Consider the following 19,730-nt stretch of genomic DNA (forward strand, 5'->3'; position numbering starts at 1 on the left):
ATATATCTAGAAGGAGGAGGGACATGACCCTCATCGAAACAGCCTCAGCAACCACCACCCTGCCCGCGCTCAAGGAAGAGCAGGCGCAGAAGTTCGTGCTGACCCTGTCGTGCCGGGAGCAGGCAGGGATCGTCCAGGCCGTGACCACGTTCCTCTTCGAGCGTGGCTTCAACATCGACGAACACCAGCAGTTCGACGACAGCCTCCGCGAAACCCTGCACCTGCGCACGGCGTTCTCGGGCTCCCCCAACTACACGCCAGCCATGCTCGAAGAAGAATTTGCGTCCATTGCGGGCCGGTTCGCCATGAAGTTCAGCTTCCACGGCCAGACCAAGCAGCGCGTCCTGGTCATGGTCTCCAAGTTCGGCCACTGCCTGAACGACCTCATCTTCCGCTGGCGCGGCGGCAGCCTCGGTGGGGAACTGGTAGCGGTCGTTTCCAACCACGAGACCCACCGTGCAATGGCCGAAGCCGCCGGCCTGCCCTTCATTTACCTCCCGGTCACCCCGGACACCAAGGCCGACGCCGAGCGCCGGCTCCTGGAGTTGGTGGATGAGTATGACGCCGACCTGGTGGTGCTGGCCCGCTACATGCAGGTGCTTTCTGACAACCTCTGCCGGGCGCTGGAAGGCCGGGCCATTAACATCCACCACTCGTTCCTTCCCGGTTTCAAGGGCGCGCGCCCTTACCACCAGGCCTACGACCGCGGCGTAAAGCTGGTCGGTGCCACGGCGCACTACGTCACTACTGACCTGGATGAGGGGCCGATCATCGAGCAGGAAGTCATCCGGGTGGACCACACCTACGGCCCGGCCCAGCTGTCCACCGTCGGGCAGGATGCCGAGGCACTCGCACTGTCCCGCGCCGTCCGCTGGCACTGCCAGCACCGGGTACTGCTGGACCAGACCAGCACCGTGGTGTTCCGGTAACCGCCCGCCCGTTTCGCAGACACAATACTTAAAGCAGCAGGAGAGACCTTTTATGGAATCGTCGCCACGCATCGTCATCATCGGAGCCGGAATCGTCGGCACCAACCTGGCGGATGAACTCGTCACCCGGGGCTGGAACAACATCACGGTCCTGGACCAGGGCCCGCTCAACATGCCGGGCGGCTCCACGTCCCACGCCCCCGGCCTGGTCTTCCAGACCAACCCCTCCAAGTCCATGGCGCTGTTCGCGAAGTACACGGTGGAGAAGCTGCTGTCCCTCACCGAGGACGGCGTCAGCTGCTTCAACCAGGTGGGCGGACTGGAAGTCGCCACCACCGAAACCCGGCTTACGGACCTGAAGCGCAAGCTTGGCTACGCCTCGTCATGGGGCATTGAGGGCTCCATCCTCTCCCCCGCCGAGTGCAAGGAGCTGTACCCCCTTATTAACGAAGAGGACATCCTCGGCGGCCTTCACGTTCCCAGCGACGGTCTGGCGCTGGCCGCCCGCGCGGTCCAGCTGCTGATCAAGCGCACTGAAGCGGCCGGCGTGAAGTACATCGGCAACACCCAAGTGACCGGCATCGAGCAATCCGGCCGCCGCGTTACCGGCGTCCAAACGCCCGACGGCGTGATCCCGGCAGACATCGTCGTCTCCTGTGCCGGCTTCTGGGGCGCAAAGGTCGGCGAACTGATCGGCATGTCCGTGCCGCTGCTGCCCCTTGCACACCAGTACGTCAAGACCACGCCGGTTCCGGCACAGCAGGGCAAGAACGAGCTGCCCAACGGTGCGCGTCTGCCCATCCTCCGCCACCAGGACCAGGACCTCTACTATCGCGAACACGGCGACCGCTACGGCATCGGCTCCTACGCCCATAAGCCCATGCCGGTGGACCTGGACGAGCTCGGCAGCTTCAAGCCGAACGAGATCAGCGAACACAACATGCCCTCCCGACTGGACTTCACCCTGGAGGATTTCCTCCCGGCCTGGGAAGCCACCAAGCAGATCCTGCCCGCCCTGCGCGAGAGCGAGATCGAGGACGGCTTCAACGGCATCTTCTCCTTCACCCCCGACGGCGGCTCCCTTGTCGGCGAGTCGAAGGAACTGGACGGCTTCTTCGTGGCCGAAGCAGTATGGGTCACCCACTCCGCCGGTATCGCCCGGGCCGTGGCCGAACTCCTGGTGGACGGCAAGTCCTCCATCGACCTGGGCGACTGCGACATCCACCGCTTCGAGGAAGTGCAGCTGACCCCCGAATACGTCAGCGAAACCTCCCAGCAGAACTTCGTGGAGATCTACGACGTTATGCACCCGCTGCAGCCCAAGCTCTCCCCGCGCAACCTGCGTGTATCCCCCTTCCACGCCCGGCACAGGGAACTGGGCGGGTACTTCCTCGAAGGCGCCGGCTGGGAACGTCCCTACTGGTTCGAGGCGAACGCTGACCTGCTCAAGGAACTGCCCGCCGACTGGCAGCCGCCGGCCCGCGATTCCTGGTCCGGCATGTTCAGCTCCCCCATTGCCGCCGCCGAGGCATGGAAGACGCGTACCGCCGTCGCCATGTACGACATGACCCCGCTCAAGCGCCTGGAAATCTCCGGACCCGGGGCACTGAAGCTGCTGCAGGAACTGACCACCGCGGAAATGAACAAGAAGCCGGGCGCCGTCACCTACACGCTCCTGCTGGATGACAAGGGTGGGGTCCGAAGCGACATCACCGTTGCACGCCTGAGCGAGGACACCTTCCAGCTCGGCGCCAACGGCAACATCGACACCGCCTACTTCGAGCGGGCAGCCCGGCACCAAACCGAAAGCGGCAGCGCCGGAGACTGGGTCCAGGTGCGCGACACCACCGGCGGAACCTGCTGCATCGGCCTCTGGGGCCCGCTCGCCCGCGAGGTGGTCGGCGCGGTCAGCAGCGACGACTTCTCCAACGACGGCCTGAAGTACTTCAGGTCCAAGCAGGTCGTCATCGGCGGCGTCCCCGTCACCGCGATGCGGCTGTCCTATGTCGGTGAGCTCGGCTGGGAACTGTACACCAGCGCTGACAACGGCCAGCGCCTTTGGGACGCGCTGTGGAAGGCCGGCCAGCCCTTCGGCATCATCGCCGCAGGCCGCGCTGCATTCAGCTCGCTCCGCCTGGAGAAGGGCTACCGTTCCTGGGGATCCGACATGACTACCGAGCACGACCCCTTTGAGGCCGGCCTCGGCTTCGCGGTGAAGATGGCCAAGGACAACTTCGTGGGCAAGGCAGCCTTGGAGGGCCGCACCGAGGAGAACTCCGGGCGGCGCCTGCGCTGCCTCACGGTCGACGACGGCCGCAGCCTGGTGCTGGGCAAGGAACCGGTGTTCTACAAGGACCAGGCAGTTGGCTACGTGACCAGCGCCGCCTACGGCTACTCCGTCCGCAAGCCCATCGCCTACTCCTACCTGCCCGCCGAAGTTTCGGTCGGCGATTCGGTGGAGATCGAGTACTTCGGCCGCCGCATCGTGGCCACAGTCACCCAGGACCCGCTGTACGACCCCACCATGTCCCGGCTGCGCGGCTGAGCATGACGGAACAGCAAGTGAACACGGCGGCGCCGTCCGGGGCTGGCCCGGTTGGCACCGGTTCATCCGCCACGGGCTCGATCGGCACCGAGACCATCGGCGGCTACCTCCTACGGCTCGCCTCCCGGCAACCCACGCCCGGAGGCGGGGCGGTGGCCGCACTCCACGCCGCCCAAGGGGCAGCCCTGGTGGCCATGGTGGCCCGCTACACCACCGGCCCCAAGTACGAGGAGCACGCAGCCCTGGTGGAGCGGACCACGAAGGTGGCCGATGAGCTCGCGTCGGAGGCACTGCGCCTGGCCGACGCCGATGAACAGGTCTTCCAGGCCGTCATTGACGCCTACCGGCTTCCCTCTGACACCGAGGGGCTCAAGGCTGCCAAGACGTCGGCCATCCAGGCAGCGTTGGTGCAGGCCGCACAGACCCCTGCCCAACTGGTCAAACTGGCCGGCGCGGTGGTGGAGCTCGCAACAGGGCTGGCCGACGTCGCCAATCCGAACGTGATCAGCGATGTGGCCGCAGCAGCAGATGCAGCACGTGCCGCCGCCACCACGGCACGGGTCAATATCGACATCAATGTCGTGGCCATCAAGGACCCGGCAGTGCGGTCGCTGCTCAAGGAGCAGACGGACGGCATCGAGGAAAAGGTCGTGGCCTCGGCCGACGCCCTCACGGCACGGGTACGGGAAAGGATCCTTCAATGAGCACCCAGTCGCTTTCCGGAAAGGAACTGGCCGGGGACATCCGGCACCGCGCCCGGGAGCAGGCCCGGGACCTCGAACAGGGCGGTATCCACCCTGCACTGGCCGTGGTCATCGCCACCGACGACGGCTCGACCCACTGGTACGTCCGCTCCATCGAGCGGGCCGCCGAGGCGGCCGGGATCGGTTGCCGGGTCATGGACTTGGGGCACGATGCAACCGAGCAGGTGCTGGCCGACGTCCTGCGCGACCTGGGCGCCGAACCGTCGGTGCACGGCATCATCCTGCAGACGCCGCTTCCGGCCGGCGTCCGCACCGATGCCCTTGTGGGCCTGATACCGCCGGAAAAGGACATCGACGGCGCGAATCCACTGAGCCTTGGCCGCCTGGCCGTAGGACAACCGGCCTTCGCGCCTGCCACCGCCCGGTCCGTCGTCGAGATCCTGGAGCACTATCGCATCCCGGTGGCGGGCCGCAACGCTGTGGTTGTCGGCCGCTCGGCAGTAGTGGGAAAGCCGCTGGCCCTCCTGCTCCTGGAACGGGATGCTGCCGTCACGGTATGCCATTCACGCTCCGGGCCGCTGGAGCGATACACGGCTGAGGCTGACATCGTGGTGGTCGCGGCCGGAAGGACGGCCCTGCTCAACGGCAGCCATGTCTCTCCCTCCTCCGTAGTCATCGATGTGGGCACCAACGTCCTGGCCGACGGTTCGCTGGTGGGGGACGTGGATGCAAACAGCGTCCGCGGGGTTGCAGCTGCGCTCAGCCCTGTTCCGGGTGGCGTCGGCTCCGTGACGACGGCGTTGCTGCTCCTCCACACCGTGGAGGCCGCACGGCGGCAAGCGTGCCCCCTGCCGCTGCAGGCCGGCGTTTCAGGAGACCACGTCCTGGAAACGGCAAGCTAAGGTCCGCGTTCGCAGCGGGAGTCGCGTTTTCCGTGAAAGGTGCTTCGATGGGCCTAAGACCTGGGGAGGTATTCCTCATCGAAGCACCGTTTTCGGAAAACGGGACGCCGTAAACGAGCGGGCCTTTGGCGTGCCCCGGAAAACGAAGCAAGGGCGCTTACATACTCTGACTTTCACAGTTCACAGTCTTGACTTTGAGTGTGACGTAGCGCACGATTTTGTTGCATAAAGCGAACCTTGTTGATCATCACGGAACGAAGCTTGCCCGGATATGTCCTTCCCTTCCCCCGGCTCCACCCGTGATGGCCTCGGAAACAGACGAACGAATTCATTCTGGCCGATCCGCACCTCGCCCATCGGCCCGCCCAGCGATGTCAGCATCCAGGCGGTACCGCTAAATCACCAAAGGAAACTGTTGATGACTATCAAAGATGGCAGCACCATCGATCAAAGCAGTGCAGAGCGCCGGAACCTGGGGACGACACCGGAGTCTGTCCCTGAGTCCAGAAAACGGCGCTCCGGTGCCGTCAGCGGCTTGCGCTGAAGCCCGAAGGGAACGAATTTCAATGATTAATTCGACCAGGTCGACGGCCCCCGTCGACACCTCAAAATCAGAAGAGACCAGCTCCGCGTTCAAACGTCGCTTCATGGTGCGGCTTGTTGCTGTCTTCATCGGCGGAATGTTCCTCGACGGTTACATCCTCGGAATTATCGGCCCCGTCACCGGACCCATGCGGTCAGAGCTCCAGCTCGACGCACTGTCCCTGGGCATGATTGCGGCAGGCCCGCTGGCTGGTATCTTCGTCGGCTCCCCGCTGGCCGGCTGGGCTACCGATAAATTCGGACGCAAGCCCATGTTCCTCGTGGACATGGGCCTGTTCCTCGCGGCCTCAGCGGCCCAGTTCTTCGTAACTTCCGGAGACGGAGCCGTGATCCAACTGGCCATCATCCGGTTCCTCATGGGCGTTGCGATCGGCGGTGAATACTCCATCGGCGGCCCCTTGCTGTCAGAGTTCTCCCCGCCAAAGCTCCGCGGGCGTTTGCTCGGACTGACCCTGATCGCCTGGTACGTCGGCTTCATGATGGCATTCATCATCGGCACGCTCCTGCATGATGCCGGCACCCCCTGGCGCCTCGTCATCGGCACGAGCACGATCCTCGCATTTGTCCTGTTCTTCGCCCGCTTCGGGCTCCCCGAATCGCCCAGCTGGCTCATTACGAAGGGACGGCGTGAGGAAGCACTCGAGATCGCACACAGATACATCGAATCGCCCCAGATGCACAACAGCATCACCGAAGAGATCGACCTGAGGGCGATCCAGGAGGCCCAGGCCGCGCAGGGCAGGACCAAAATCAAGAGCGCCTCCCTCGGAATGCTGTTCTCGAGGCAGAACTGGCGCACCACCCTCTTCACCTCAGGTTTTTGGTTCTGTGCGGTCACTCCGTACTTCGCGATCGCCACCTTCGCCGACGACGTGCTCAACCAGTTCGGCTTCGGCGGCGGCTGGGCCGGTGGAGTCGGGCTGTCCGCACTTGCCACCGCGGGTGTTGTCACCACCGTGCTTCTGATTGACAAGCTCGGCCGCCGAATCCTTACCGTGCCCGGGCAGTGGCTCTGCGCAGGCATCCTTCTGGTGATCGGAGTTTGGGCGGACGCACCGGCGATCCTCGTGCTCGCCCTGTTCCTCGCCTTCTCCTTCTTCAACGCCGGCTACACCACGTTGACCCAGGTCTATCCGGCCGAGCTGTTCCCCGGCCATCTGCGCGGCATCGGAATGGGCTTCGCCGCGGCCTTCAGCCGCATTGGAGCCGCGCTCGGCACCTTCGCCCTGCCGTGGGCGATCAGCAACATCGGCATGGGGCCCAGCATGGTCGTAGCCGCCGCCGTCGCATTACTCGGGGCAATCCTCTCGCAATGGCTCGCGCCTGAGACGAAGGGGCGCACCCTCGCCGACATCTCAGCAGACGTCTCCCACTGACACGGGACTGCACAAGAGGCCCTCGCCGTGCCTGCGGCGGGGGCTTCTTTGCTGCCTTTCGACGCGGTGCTGCCGATCCCCGCAACAAAGCAGGAAATCCTTGACATCCAATGTGAGCTAAGCCACTCTGTTGCATATAGTGATGCGCGTTGCTCATAGCGAAGCTAACTCCATCACCCGGTCAGGCGGATTCCAGCACCACCCAGGAGAACCAAAAATCATGAGCGCATCACCCCGCGTCGTCATCATCGGAGCCGGCATCGTCGGCACCAACCTCGCCGACGAGCTGGTAAGCCGCGGCTGGAACGACATCACCGTCGTCGAGCAGGGCCCGCTGGAACTGGCAGGCGGCTCCACGTCACACGCCCCGGGCCTCGTGTTCCAGAACAATCCGTCCAGGACCATGACGGCATTCGCCACGTACACCGTGAACAAGCTCCTCGCCCTGAGCAAGGACGGCGAGTCCTGCTTCAACCAGGTGGGCGGCCTGGAGCTGGCAACCACTCCGGAGCGCTTCGCCGACCTACAGCGCAAGATGGGCGTGATGACGTCCTGGGGTGTCGAAAGCCGGATCATCGACGCCGACGAATGCGAAAAGATCTACCCGCTGCTGAATACCGGAAAGCTTTCCGGCGGCCGCGAGGTCCTGGGCGGCCTGCTCATCCCCACCGACGGAATCGCCCTGGCGGCCCGGGCGGTGCAGCTGCTGATCGAGCGCACGCGCGAGCGCGGCGTGAGCTACCGCGGCTCCACCACAGTCACCGGCATCACCCGGGAAGCCGGCAAGGTCACCGGCGTGGAGACGTCCGACGGCGTGATCCCGGCTGACATCGTGGTGTCCTGCGCCGGGTTCTGGGGACGTGAGCTCGGCAAGATGGTAGGCCTGGAGGTGCCGTTGCTGCCGCTGGCCCACCAGTACGCGGTCACCACGCCCCTGGCCGAACTCGAGGGCGTCAACGAGCTTCCGAAGGGTGCCAGCAAGCCCATCCTGCGCCACCAGGACAAGGACCTGTACTACCGCGAATGGGGCGACCGCATCGGCATCGGCAGCTACGCCCACCGCCCGATGCCGGTGGACATGTCCGCGCTGCCAAAGGTGGCGGCCAAGGAGATGTCCGACCACCGCATGCCCTCCCGCCTGGACTTCACCCTCGAAGACTTTGTTCCCGCGTGGGAGGACAGCCAGGACCTGCTGCCGGCACTGCGCAGCACTGAGATCCAGGACGGATTCAACGGCATTTTCTCCTTCACCCCCGACGGCGGCCCGCTCATGGGCGAGGCACCGGACCTCGAGGGCTTCTTCGTGGCCGAGGCCGCCTGGGTCACCCACTCCGCCGGCGTGGCCAAGGCCATGGCGGAGCTGATCATCGACGGCCACCCGCAGACCGACCTGCACGGCTGCGAGCTGACCCGCTTTGAAAAGGTGCAGACCTCCGACGCCTACGTCAGCGAGACCTCGCAGCAGAACTTCGTGGAGATCTACGACGTCCTGCACCCGCTGCAGCCGCGCGAATCGCCGCGCGACCTGCGCGTCAGCCCCTTCAACGTCCGGCAGAAGGAGCTTGGGGCCTTCTTCCTGGAATCCGCCGCCTGGGAACGCCCGCACTGGTTCGAAGCCAACCGCCGGCTCCTCGAAGAGCTGCCCGCAGAATGGCAGGCCCCCGAGAGGGACGAGTGGTCCGCCATGTTCCACTCCCCCATCTCCGCCGCCGAAGCGTGGAAGACGCGCACCGCCGTCGGACTTTTCGACATGACGCCGCTGAAGCGCCTCTCCGTCACCGGCCCCGGCGCCCAGGCACTGCTGCACCGGCTCAGCACGGGCAACATCGCCAAGAAGCCAGGTGCCGTGACGTACTGCCTGCTGTTGGAGCACGACGGCGGCATCCGCAGCGACGTGACCGTGGCAAGGCTCGCGGAGGAGGAGTTCCAGCTGGGCGTCAACAGCAACGTTGACTTCGACTACCTCCGGGTGGAGGCCCGCCGGCAGTCGGCGGCGGATCCCGCGCAGTGGGTCCACGTCACCGACATTACGGGCAGCACCTGCTGCATCGGCCTGTGGGGCCCGCTGGCCCGCGAGGTCATCGGCAAGGTCAGCACGGACGACCTGAGCAATGACGGCCTCAAGTACTTCCGCACCAAGCAAATCTCCGTTGGGGGCATCCCCGTCACGGCCATGCGGCTCTCCTACGTGGGCGAACTGGGCTGGGAGCTCTACACCACCGCTGAATACGGGCTGAAGCTCTGGGACTTGCTGTTCGAAGCCGGCCAAGAGCACGGCATCATCGCTGCCGGCCGCGGCGCCTTCAACAGCATGCGTCTTGAAAAGGGCTACCGGCTATGGGGCACGGACATGAACTCCGAGCACAACCCCTACCAGGCTGGTTTGGGCTTCTCCGTGGCCAAGGACAAGACCGGGTTCGTGGGTGCCGAGGCCCTGGCGGTCCGCAAGGAACAGCCGGCGGCCAAGACGCTGCGCTGCCTGACGGTCGACGACGGCACGTCAGTGGTGCTGGGCAAGGAACCGGTGTACGTGGGCGGGGAAGCCGCTGGATACGTCACGAGCGCGGCGTACGGCTTCACCGTCGGCAAGCCCATCGCCTACGCCTGGCTGCCCTCGTCGGTGGCCGAAGGGGACGCCGTGGAAATCGAGTACTTCGGTCGGCGCGTAGCCGCCACCATCAGCGCCGAACCGCTCTTTGACCCGGGCATGGAACGCCTCCGCGGCTGATCCGCCCCACCCACAGCAAGCGGCACCCCGGACTGAACTGCTCAGTCCGGGGTGCCGCCGTTTGGCCTTACCGCTCTTTATAAACGGGAACCAGGCATTAGTTGTTGAGGTAGCCGTTCGGGTCCAGGACGTACTTTGTCGCGGCTCCGGCATCGAATTCCGCGTACCCGCGCGGGGCATCCTCCAGCGGAATGGCCGTGGCGTTGACCGCCTTGGCGATCTGGATTCGGTCATGCAGGATGGCCATCATCAACTGCCGGTTGTACTTCATCACCGGGCACTGGCCCGTGGTGAAGGACAGGGACTTGGCCCAGCCGGTACCCAGCGACAGGGACAGGCTTCCCTTTCGGGCGGCCTCGTCCGCTGCTCCGGGATCGCCCGTGACGTAGAGACCGGGGATGCCCACGGAGCCGCCGGCGGTGGTGAGGTCCATCAGCGAGTTAAGGACGGTGGCCGGTGCTTCCTGGGCGCCGTGGCCGTGTGCGCGGGCCTCGAAACCGACGGCGTCGATGCCGGAGTCGACTTCCCGGACGCCGAGGATCTGCTCGATCTGGTCGGCGGGGTCGCCGTTGGCCACATTCACGGTTTCACAGCCAAAGGACCGGGCCCGGGCCAGGCGATCCTCGTTCAGGTCGCCCACGATAACCACCGCTGCTCCCAGCAGTTGGGCGCTGGCGGCCGCGGCAAGGCCCACGGGACCTGCTCCGGCAACGTACACGGTGGACCCGACCCCGACACCTGCCGTGACGGCGCCATGGAAACCGGTGGGCAGGATGTCGGAGAGCATGGTCAGGTCCATGATCTTCTCCAGTGCCTGGTCCCGGTCGGGGAAGCGCAGCAGGTTCCAGTCCGCGTAGGGGACCAGCACGTATTCGGCCTGGCCGCCAACCCAACCGCCCATATCCACGTAGCCGTAGGCGGAGCCGGGACGGTCGGGGTTCACGTTCAGGCAAATCCCGGTCTTGCGCTCCTTGCAGTTCCGGCAGCGGCCGCAGGAGATGTTGAAGGGGACGGAGACGATGTCCCCGACCTTGATGAACTCGACGTCGGGCCCGGTCTCGATGACTTCGCCAGTGATCTCGTGCCCCAGGACGAGGCCGGCCGGTGCGGTGGTCCGGCCGCGGACCATGTGCTGGTCGGACCCGCAGATGTTGGTGCTCACGGTGCGCAGGATGACCCCGTGAGGGACCTTCCGGCCGACATTGGCGGGATTGACGCCGGGGCCGGCTTTCAGCTCAAACGAGGGATACGGGGTGTCGATGACCTCGACGACTCCGGGCTCCTTGTACGCAACGGCTTTGTTACCTGACATGGGCATGGCTCCTATGGTTGGCGTTCGGTTGCCACGGAAGGCCTGACGCTGGGTGCATCAGACCTTCCGTGTGGTGTTACTTTTCACTTGCGGTGAATCTTTGGGGGCCGCGGGGTGCCCGCCGGCCCAGGGCGCGGCTAGGCGTCGATCACCATGTCGGTGCGCGCGGTGGAACAGCAGGGAAGGAACTTTCCGGCATCGATTTCACGTTTACGGATTCCGCCCTGGTGGTTCATGTCGATCTCCCCGGACAACTTGACCACCTTGCAGGAGCCGCACATGCCTTCCTTGCAGTTGGCGCCGATCCGGACACCGGCGCGCTGGGCCACCTCGAGGATGTGCTCCTCGGGGTCGATCCGCACGTTGATCCCGGTGCGCATGAAGGACAGGGTGAGGCTGCCGGTTCCCACGGTGTCGAAGCTGGAGGCGTCCGGGGTCTGCGCATCCGGGGCCACAGCCGGGGTGCCACCGGCCGGGGCCGGGGCTTCCGGGTTGGCAGCTTCCAGCGCCAGTCCCGTGGCCTGCAGGGTTCCGTCCTGGTCGTAGCCGGGCTCGTAGATCCCGAACGCTGCGGGCTGGCCTTCGAAGTAGTCCTCGGCGGATTCCGCGATTTCCCCAGCGATTTCCTCGGCGATGTCCGCCGCCAGGGCGAGCTCGGCCTGGTATTCGAGGAGGGTTTGCCGGTCGCCGGAGAAGAACTCCATGTAGATGGAGGTGTCGTCGACGCCCACCTTCCTGAGCAACTCAGTGGCGGTGTTCAGATACCCCTCCGGTCCACAGGCGTACACCTGCCGGCCGTTGGCGTCGGGCGCCACCTCATCGATCATGGCTGAGGTCAGCCGTCCGCTGAAGCCTTCCCAGTGCTCGGGCCTGCCGCGGTCGCCCAGGGCATAGAAGACCTTGATGCGCGAGTCCACGGAAGCGATGTAGGCCAGCTCCCGGTGGAAGGCGAAGCCGCCGGCTTCCGCGCCGTGATAGAGCACCACCACGTCGGCGGTTCCCGGCAGGGAGTGGATGGTCCGCAGCATCGACATGATGGGGGTGATGCCGGCGCCTGCAGCCAGGAAGAGGTACCGGGCGCGCCGGTCGGCGTCAGGCAGGTGGAATGCGCCCACAGGTCCCAGCATGTCCAGGACGGTGCCGGGCCTGACGTTCTGGTGCACCCAAGGGGAAACCAGTCCGCCCGGGTCACGCTTAACGGTAACGCTGAAGGTCCACGGTTCCGTGGGCGAACTGGACAGCGAGTAGCTGCGGTCCACGGGTTCCTGGTCCTCGCCGTTAACCGGGAAGGCGATGTTCACGTACTGGCCCGGGCGGAACGCCAGCGGTGCACCATCGGAGCGGCGGAACACGAAGGTCATCATGCCGCCCGCTTCGGGGATGGTTTCGACGCATTCGGCCATGAACTCCTGCGGATGCCACGGGCCCAGGGCCTTGGCTGCGCTGGCCGGTCCTTCGACGCTGCCCATCACCCGGTTCCACGGCATTTCAAGGCCGCGGATGCGCTGTGGTTCCTGGACCTGCGTCTGGGTGAGGACGTCAATCATGCCAAGTGCTCCTGCACGCGGTGGACGTACCAGTTGATGAAGGCCTCCACCTGGTATTCGCTCTTCATGTACGGGCCGGGCTCGTAGGCGGGGCTGGCAGCTCCCTGCTGGCACAGTTCCACGAACGCCTTGTCCTGAATGTTGGTCTGCTTCCAGGTGTAGGTGAGCTTGTCGAGGTCGTAGTCAACGCCTTCCTCGGCGTCGTCAGCCACCAGCCAGGTGGTGCGGACCAGGGACTGGTGCTCGTTGATGGGGAAGACGCCGAACGTGATGACGTGGTCGCCCAGGAAGTGGAACCAGCTGTTGGGCTGCAGGTGCATCGAGCAGCGGCCCAGGCGGAAGTCCCGCAGGTCGCCGAGCAGCTTCTTGGAGAGCCTGCGGCCGTCGGCCGAGAACGATTCGCCTTCGCCGTCCAGGGATTCGCGTGAGATGCGGATACCGGCAATGCGGGTGTCGAGTTCCTCAACCACCTCGTAGGGCAGGCCGTAGCGGCGGCAGCGCTCCTCGAGGGAGGACTGGGCTTCCTTGTTGCGGTCCCAGACCTCTTCAAGGTGGGCCGGAATCAGTCCCTCGGTCAGGCCCCATGTGGGGAAGAGCGAGCAGGCGAGTTCCGGGTGTCCGTCGCAGTGGTAGCACTCACGGTTGTTCTCCATGACGAGCTTCCAGTTGCCCTCTTCGATGATGTTCTGCTGGTAGGCAATCTTCGTCTTGGACAGGTCGTGGGGTGCCAGGTAGGGCTCAAAGATCTTGGAGGTCTCGTCGAAGTCTGCGGGCGGTTCGTCAGCGATGCAGACGAAGATGAGGCCGGCAACCTCGCGGCTGTGGGCGCGCTTGAGGGCAAAGCAGTTCTTATCGAACTTGGCTTCGCCGGGGGCGGAGGCGTGGATCAGGTTGCCCTCCGGGGAGTAAGTCCAGGAGTGGTAGCCACAGACCAGGTTTCCGGTGGAACCGGCAGCTTCGGTCAGGACCCGCGCACCCCGGTGGCGGCAGACGTTGTGCAGGACGTTGACGTCGCCCTCATCGGTGCGCAGCACGATCAGGGAGTAGGGGCCGTAGTCCACCGTGATGTAGTCGCCCGGCTCCGGCAGCTCGGCAACGCTGCCGGCAAAGATCCAGTGCTGGCCGAAGATGGCCTCCATGTCGAGCTTGAAGATGGTGGGGTCGGTGTAAAAGGGGGCGTCGAGGGAGTAGCCGGTGCGCCGTAGAGCGAACAACTCGGTAATTTCAGCCAGCTGCTCGGCCGGCAATGTTGAAGCGAGCTTTCCGCGTGCGCTGAGGGGCGCGTTCACTGAGGTAGTCATGTGTTTCCTCCCAAAAGGGCTGGGTTTTGAGCAAATTGAGGAGATTACGGAGCGGCTGGGGCAACAGGGGTTGTCCAGGACGTTCTGTTCACCAATGTGGGGAGGTACATCAGCAACAGACTTGATGACTCCAGAGGAGAACTGGAAGCACCTAACGCAACAGCGATCACCATATGCAACAGTGTGACTCCTGCCACCCCCGCTGTCAATGAATTTCAGATATGACGGAAAAGCCCGGAATGTGTCGTCCGATGCGTGCCGCCAACAGGCCTTGCGTGTCAGGTGCAGCGTCGAATAAACCCGCACTTTTCACCCCGGAACGGCCCGCGAATTGGCATTTGACGGCAATCCCAGTGCTTTGGACTGCCGCGAAGTGCCACCTCGCGGGCGCTTGGCTTCCGCCGGCGGCTACGGCAGGGACCTGGATCCGGAGGGGGGCCGGACGGCAACAACCCTGCGTGACTACCGGGAACATGCAACAGCGACGGCGACACCGGCACCTGCCGGACTGTCGCCGTCGCTGTTTCCGCCCTTCACGGGCTTACTGCATCGATTCTTTGTTGGCTACTGCGCCACCTTGGCCAGTGTTTCCCGTTCCGCGGCGATGGTGGTGTTGTCGCCGTGGCCTGTGCGGACCACGGTCTCAGCGGGCAGGGTCAGCAGCTTCTCCCTGATGGAGGTCAGGATGGTCGGGTAGTCGCTGTAGGACCGGCCAGTGGCACCCGGGCCGCCGTTGAACAGCGTGTCCCCGGTGAAGACCGTCCCTTCACTCTCGAGGTAGAAGCACGTGGATCCCGGCGAGTGCCCCGGGGTGTGGATGGCACGCAGCGTGGACCCGCCAACTTCGAACACATCGCCGTCGGCGTGGTACTGGTCGGGCTTGGCGTCCTGGTACACCTGCTCCCACAGGACCAGGTCCTCCGAGTTCAGGAGGATCGGGGCGCCCAGAGCGTCTGCTACTTCGCGGGCGGCGCCGATGTGGTCGTTATGCGCGTGGGTGAGCAGGATGGCCTTGACCTTGCGGCTGCGGACCTGGTTGATGATCGCAGCGGCGTCATGGGGCGCATCGATGATGACGCATTCCTCATCGTTGCCCACGATCCAGACGTTGTTGTCCACGTCCCAGGTGCCGCCGTCGAGCGAAAAAGTGCCCGAGGTGACCAGGTTCTCGATGGTGACTGCCATTAGATCTCCACCACCGAGCGCAGGACCTTACCCTCGTGCATCTTCTCGAACGCTTCCTCCACCTGCTTGATGGTGATGCGTTCGGAGACGAAGGCGTCCAGGTCCAGGTTGCCCTGCTTGTAGTGCGACACCAGCATGGGGAAGTCGCGGGAGGGCAGGCAGTCACCGTACCAGGAGGACTTCAGCGAGCCGCCGCGCCCGAAGACGTCCAGCAGCGGCAGTTCCAGCGTCATCTCCGGCGTCGGCACGCCCACCAGGACCACGCGGCCGGCAAGGTCGCGGGCGTAGAAGGCCTGCTTGTAGGTTTCAGGACGGCCGACGGCGTCAATCACCACGTCCGCGCCAAATCCTCCGGTGAGGGCACGGATGGCTTCCACCGCGTCCTCCTGCTTGGAGTTCACGCCGTGGGTGGCACCGAGGGACTTGGCCATCTCAATCTTGTTGTCATCGATGTCCACGGCGATGATTGTCGTCGCGCCCGCCAGCTTGGCGCCGGCGATCGCCGCGATGCCCACGCCGCCGCAGCCGATCACTGCCACGGACTCGCCGCGTTTGACGTCGCCGGTGTTGATTGCGGCACCGATGCCGGCCATGATGCCGCAGCCCAGCAGGCCGACGGCGGCAGCGTCCGCCTCGGGGTCCACCTTGGTGCATTGTCCGGCAGCCACAAGGGTCTTTTCGGCGAAGGCGCCGATGCCCAGGGCCGGGGAAAGCTCGGTCCCGTCCTCGAGGGTCATCTTCTGGGTGGCGTTATGAGTGTTGAAGCAGTACTGCGGCTGGCCCTTGGCGCACGCGCGGCACTCGCCGCACACAGCGCGCCAGTTCAGGATGACCCGGTCGCCGGGAGCCACGGAGGTGACATCAGGGCCGACAGCGCTAACCACGCCAGTGGCTTCGTGACCGAGCAGGTACGGGAAGTCGTCGCCGATACCGCCCTGCTTGTAGTGCAGGTCGGTGTGGCAGACACCGCAGGTCAGGATGTCGACCAAGGCCTCCCCCGGGCCCGGATCCGGCACCAGGATCGTCTCCAGCGACACCGGGGCGTTCTTTTCCTTAACCACAACTGCTTGGACTTTGTGGACCATGGTCTTGTGTTCCTTTCCTGGATCCGGCTGGATCCGGTGAGTCGGCACCAAGTGCCAATCTAGCTGACGTGCCAAGGCCCAGGGGTCTCGCCATGGCCAGTGCGACCTGCGGGATGATTGCGGATTACACAACAAGTTGCACAAAGCACTAACGGGAAATATGGCAGCGGCTACAGGTCGTGTCAATAGATATATCAGTTGCAGGCCAGTTGCGGCGCGGGTCACGGATCCTTTCCGGGCGAAGTTTGGCGAGGCAGGAAACCTGGGCTCCCGCCGCCCGGCGTCCTGTTATGTGGCCCAAATGTCCGGCAGTAGGCTGGATGGCATGGCTTTTGAAGAAACCCCTGCCGAGCGGCGCGAAGTAACCGTCCGCCGGGCACCCAAATACGTTCCATTCCTGATCCTGGGTGCCGTGGTGGGAATTATCGCTGCCGCAGTGGTGGCATATGCGGTTCCGGGCGACGCGTCATTCGACCCCGCAGCCGTCTTCGGTTTCTTCCTGATCATGTTCGCTGCCATCGGTGCCATCCTCGGTGCTGGCCTGGCGCTGGTCCTTGACCGTCGAAGCGTGAAACGGCAGCAGACGGCCGTGGTGGAGGCTGTTCCGGATTCAGAGCCCGATACCGATCCCCAGGGCTAGCAGGTCACAAACCGGTGGCCGGAAAAGACATACCCCATATCGTGCGATAATCGATCAGTGGCACGCGGCGATGGAAAACTTTCCCATGATCTTCTCCCCGGCGAAAAAGGCCCCCAGGACGCTTGCGGCGTCTTCGGCGTCTGGGCACCGGGTGAGGAAGTAGCAAAACTTACCTATTACGGGCTGTATGCATTGCAGCACCGCGGTCAGGAGTCGGCTGGCATAGCGACCAGCGACGGCAAACGGATCAACGTCTACAAGGACATGGGCCTCGTCTCCCAGGTCTTCGACGAGACCACCCTGAACACCTTGACCGGGCACCTGGCTGTGGGCCACTGCCGCTACTCCACCACCGGCGCCAGCCACTGGGCCAATGCACAGCCCACGCTCGGCGCCACGGCCACTGGCACGGTTGCCCTGGCACACAACGGCAACCTGACCAACACCGTGGAACTCAACGCCATGATCACCGAACGCAACGGCGGTCATCTCACCGGTGAAATGAAGCAGGGCAACACCTCGGACACCGCGTTGGTCACCGCCCTGCTGGAGGGCGAGCCGGGCAAGACGCTCGAGGAAACCGCCACCGAACTGCTGCCCAAGATCAAAGGCGGCTTCTGCTTCGTCTTCATGGATGAAGGTACCCTTTACGCGGCGCGCGACACCTTCGGCATCCGCCCCCTGGTCCTGGGCCGGCTGGAGCGCGGCTGGGTCGTCGCGTCCGAACAGTCCGCCCTGGCCACCGTGGGTGCCAGCTTCATCCGCGAGATCGAGCCGGGTGAGTTCATCGCCATTGACGAGGACGGGGTGCGTTCCAAGCGCTTCGCGGAGCCGACGCCGGCGGGCTGCGTTTTTGAGTACGTGTACCTTGCGCGCCCGGACGCCGCCATAGCAGGGCGGTCCGTGTACGAATCCCGGGTGGAGATGGGACGCCAGCTGGCCCGGGAAAACACCCAGGTTGCGGATATCGTCATCCCCGTACCGGAGTCCGGCACCCCGGCGGCGGTCGGTTACGCCGAGGAATCCGGCATCCCTTTCGCCCACGGCTTCGTCAAGAACTCCTACGTGGGCCGCACCTTCATCCAGCCGTCGCAGACCCTGCGCCAGCTGGGCATCCGGCTCAAGCTCAACGCCTTGGAATCGGTGATCCGCGGCAAGCGCGTTGTCGTGGTGGATGACTCGATCGTCCGCGGCAACACCCAGCGGGCCATCGTAAGGATGCTCCGGGAAGCCGGAGCTGCCGCCGTGCACGTGAAGATTTCCTCCCCGCCGGTACAGTGGCCCTGCTTCTACGGCATCGACTTCGCCTCCCGGGCCGAGCTGATCGCCAACGGCGCCACCATTGAAGAGATCTCCCAGGCCATTGGCGCCGACTCACTGGCCTATATCTCAGAGGACGGCATGATCGGGGCCACCCGGCAGCCGCGCGAACGCCTCTGCACTGCCTGCTTCACCGGCAAATACCCCATTAAGCTTCCCGATGCGGACAAGCTGGGCAAGAACCTGCTGGAGCGCACGGACCTCGGCGGCCTGAAGCCTTCCCCGTCCGCGCTCCCCGGTGAAACCGCCGCCCTGGCCGTTGACGCCACCGAGGATCCCGCGGAAAAGTCCGGTGCCACCGGTTGCGATCCGGGCCCGGACTCCGAATTCGAGAACCTGCTGACCGAAGCCGACCTCGTGCCCGACGTACACGCCGCCACCAGCGCCGACAAGAAGGATTCCGTATGACCTCCGCCAGCCCCGCCGCAGAAAACTCCGGCATCACCTACGCCTCCGCCGGCGTGGACGTTGAAGCCGGGGACCGCGCCGTCGAGCTCATGAAGGATGCCGTCAAGGCGACCCACAACTCCTCGGTGATCGGCGGGGTGGGCGGCTTCGCGGGCCTCTACGACGTCTCCAGGCTGCTGACCTACAGGAAGCCGCTGCTGGCCACCTCAACGGACGGCGTGGGCACCAAGGTGGCCATCGCGCAGGCGATGGACATCCACGACACCATCGGGTTCGACCTGGTGGGCATGGTGGTGGACGACATCGTGGTGGTGGGCGCCGAGCCGCTGTACATGACCGACTACATCGCCTGCGGCAAGGTTGTCCCGGAGCGCATCGCCGACATCGTCCGCGGCATCGCCTCCGCCTGCTCCGTAGCCGGCACCGCCCTGGTGGGTGGCGAAACCGCCGAGCACCCCGGCCTGCTGGGCGAGCATGAGTACGACGTTGCCGGTGCAGCCACCGGCGTAGTGGAGGCCGACGCGCTGCTGGGTCCGGACCGGGTCCGCGCCGGGGACGTGGTGATCGGTATGGCCTCCTCCGGGCTGCACTCCAACGGCTACTCCCTGGTCCGCCGCGTCATCAACCATGCCGGCTGGGCGCTGGACCGCCAGGTCTCGGAACTGGGCCGCACCCTGGGTGAGGAACTCCTGGAGCCGACCCGCGTCTACGCGGCCGATTGCCTGGACCTGGCCCGCACCTTCCCGGTCAGCGCCGGCGCGGCCGTGCACGGCTTCAGCCACGTGACAGGCGGTGGCCTGGCCGCCAACCTGGCCCGTGTCCTGCCGCAGGGCCTGGTGGCCACGGTTGACCGCGCCACCTGGGAACTGCCGGCCATCTTCAAGCTCGTGTCCGAACTGGGCAACGTCCCCCTGGCCGACCTGGAGCGCACGCTGAACCTCGGCGTGGGCATGGTGGCCATCGTGTCCCCCCAAGCAGCGGATGCCGCCGTGGCCCGCCTCAACGAGCGCGGGCTGCCGTCCTGGATCATGGGCACCGTCACCGCGGACTCCGATTCGATCGACAAGTCCGGCCCCGATTACGTGCAGGGCGCCAAGGGCGTGGACGGCGGAGCTGTCCGCCTGGTCAACGCCTACGCCTAAAAC

15 protein-coding genes are annotated in these 19,730 nt (G+C 65.2%); 9 read left to right on the forward strand and 6 right to left on the reverse strand.

Features of this window, described 5'->3' with window-relative positions:
• Positions 1–23 precede the first annotated feature (23 nt).
• The 4 genes from purU to LFT46_RS18160 are packed head-to-tail and all read left to right on the forward strand — an operon-like array spanning position 24 to position 5,080.
• Entirely contained in the window at positions 24–929 is a 906-nt protein-coding gene (gene purU, locus LFT46_RS18145) for a formyltetrahydrofolate deformylase (protein WP_236799815.1), read from the forward strand.
• A gap of 52 nt (positions 930–981) precedes the next feature.
• Entirely contained in the window at positions 982–3,474 is a 2,493-nt protein-coding gene (locus tag LFT46_RS18150; RefSeq protein WP_236799818.1) for a GcvT family protein, read from the forward strand.
• Between the two features lie 2 nt (positions 3,475–3,476).
• Positions 3,477–4,178: a cyclodeaminase/cyclohydrolase family protein gene (locus LFT46_RS18155; protein ID WP_236820583.1), complete on the forward strand. Its 702-nt coding sequence runs from the start codon at positions 3,477–3,479 to the stop codon at positions 4,176–4,178.
• Positions 4,175–5,080 carry a bifunctional 5,10-methylenetetrahydrofolate dehydrogenase/5,10-methenyltetrahydrofolate cyclohydrolase gene (locus tag LFT46_RS18160; protein ID WP_236799821.1) on the forward strand — a complete coding sequence of 302 codons (906 nt, stop codon included), beginning with the start codon at positions 4,175–4,177 and terminating at the stop codon, positions 5,078–5,080. Before LFT46_RS18155 ends, LFT46_RS18160 begins: the two co-directional genes overlap by 4 nt.
• A 394-nt stretch (positions 5,081–5,474) precedes the next feature.
• On the opposite strand, the gene LFT46_RS18165 is transcribed toward LFT46_RS18160, so the two are convergent.
• On the reverse strand, positions 5,475–5,753 hold the full coding sequence (locus tag LFT46_RS18165) for a hypothetical protein (protein WP_236820584.1): 279 nt from the start codon (positions 5,751–5,753) through the stop codon (positions 5,475–5,477).
• Between LFT46_RS18165 and LFT46_RS18170 the strand changes: the two genes are divergently transcribed.
• Positions 5,728–7,059, forward strand: a complete 1,332-nt coding sequence (locus LFT46_RS18170) for an MFS transporter (RefSeq protein ID WP_236820585.1) — start codon at positions 5,728–5,730, stop codon at positions 7,057–7,059. The genes LFT46_RS18165 and LFT46_RS18170 overlap by 26 nt on opposite strands.
• 220 nt (positions 7,060–7,279) lie before the next feature.
• Positions 7,280–9,787, forward strand: a complete 2,508-nt coding sequence (locus LFT46_RS18175; protein ID WP_236820586.1) for a GcvT family protein — start codon at positions 7,280–7,282, stop codon at positions 9,785–9,787.
• 97 nt (positions 9,788–9,884) lie between these two features.
• Here LFT46_RS18175 and fdhA read toward each other — a convergent pair whose 3' ends face one another.
• The 5 genes from fdhA to LFT46_RS18200 form a co-directional block, all read right to left on the reverse strand.
• Positions 9,885–11,099: a formaldehyde dehydrogenase, glutathione-independent gene (gene fdhA, locus LFT46_RS18180; protein WP_236799825.1), complete on the reverse strand. Its 1,215-nt coding sequence runs from the start codon at positions 11,097–11,099 to the stop codon at positions 9,885–9,887.
• Positions 11,100–11,236: 137 nt separating this feature from the next.
• Positions 11,237–12,646: a ferredoxin reductase gene (locus tag LFT46_RS18185; protein ID WP_236799827.1), complete on the reverse strand. Its 1,410-nt coding sequence runs from the start codon at positions 12,644–12,646 to the stop codon at positions 11,237–11,239.
• Positions 12,643–13,947 (reverse strand): aromatic ring-hydroxylating oxygenase subunit alpha, encoded by a 1,305-nt coding sequence (locus LFT46_RS18190; RefSeq protein ID WP_236820587.1) that lies wholly within the window; start codon positions 13,945–13,947, stop codon positions 12,643–12,645. The genes LFT46_RS18185 and LFT46_RS18190 overlap by 4 nt, the downstream gene beginning before the upstream one ends.
• 564 nt (positions 13,948–14,511) lie before the next feature.
• Positions 14,512–15,132 (reverse strand): MBL fold metallo-hydrolase, encoded by a 621-nt coding sequence (locus tag LFT46_RS18195; RefSeq protein WP_236799831.1) that lies wholly within the window; start codon positions 15,130–15,132, stop codon positions 14,512–14,514.
• Positions 15,132–16,217, reverse strand: a complete 1,086-nt coding sequence (locus LFT46_RS18200) for an S-(hydroxymethyl)mycothiol dehydrogenase (protein ID WP_236799833.1) — start codon at positions 16,215–16,217, stop codon at positions 15,132–15,134. The genes LFT46_RS18195 and LFT46_RS18200 overlap by 1 nt, the downstream gene beginning before the upstream one ends.
• A 325-nt stretch (positions 16,218–16,542) precedes the next feature.
• Between LFT46_RS18200 and LFT46_RS18205 the strand changes: the two genes are divergently transcribed.
• The 3 genes from LFT46_RS18205 to purM are packed head-to-tail and all read left to right on the forward strand — an operon-like array spanning position 16,543 to position 19,727.
• Entirely contained in the window at positions 16,543–16,857 is a 315-nt protein-coding gene (locus tag LFT46_RS18205; RefSeq protein WP_236820588.1) for a hypothetical protein, read from the forward strand.
• A gap of 57 nt (positions 16,858–16,914) precedes the next feature.
• Entirely contained in the window at positions 16,915–18,585 is a 1,671-nt protein-coding gene (gene purF, locus LFT46_RS18210) for an amidophosphoribosyltransferase (protein WP_236820589.1), read from the forward strand.
• Complete coding sequence (gene purM / locus LFT46_RS18215) at positions 18,582–19,727, forward strand: phosphoribosylformylglycinamidine cyclo-ligase (protein WP_236820590.1); 1,146 nt, start codon at positions 18,582–18,584, stop codon at positions 19,725–19,727. Before purF ends, purM begins: the two co-directional genes overlap by 4 nt.
• Positions 19,728–19,730 lie beyond the last annotated feature (3 nt).

This window comes from Arthrobacter sp. FW306-07-I, assembly GCF_021800405.1.
GTDB lineage: Bacteria > Actinomycetota > Actinomycetes > Actinomycetales > Micrococcaceae > Arthrobacter.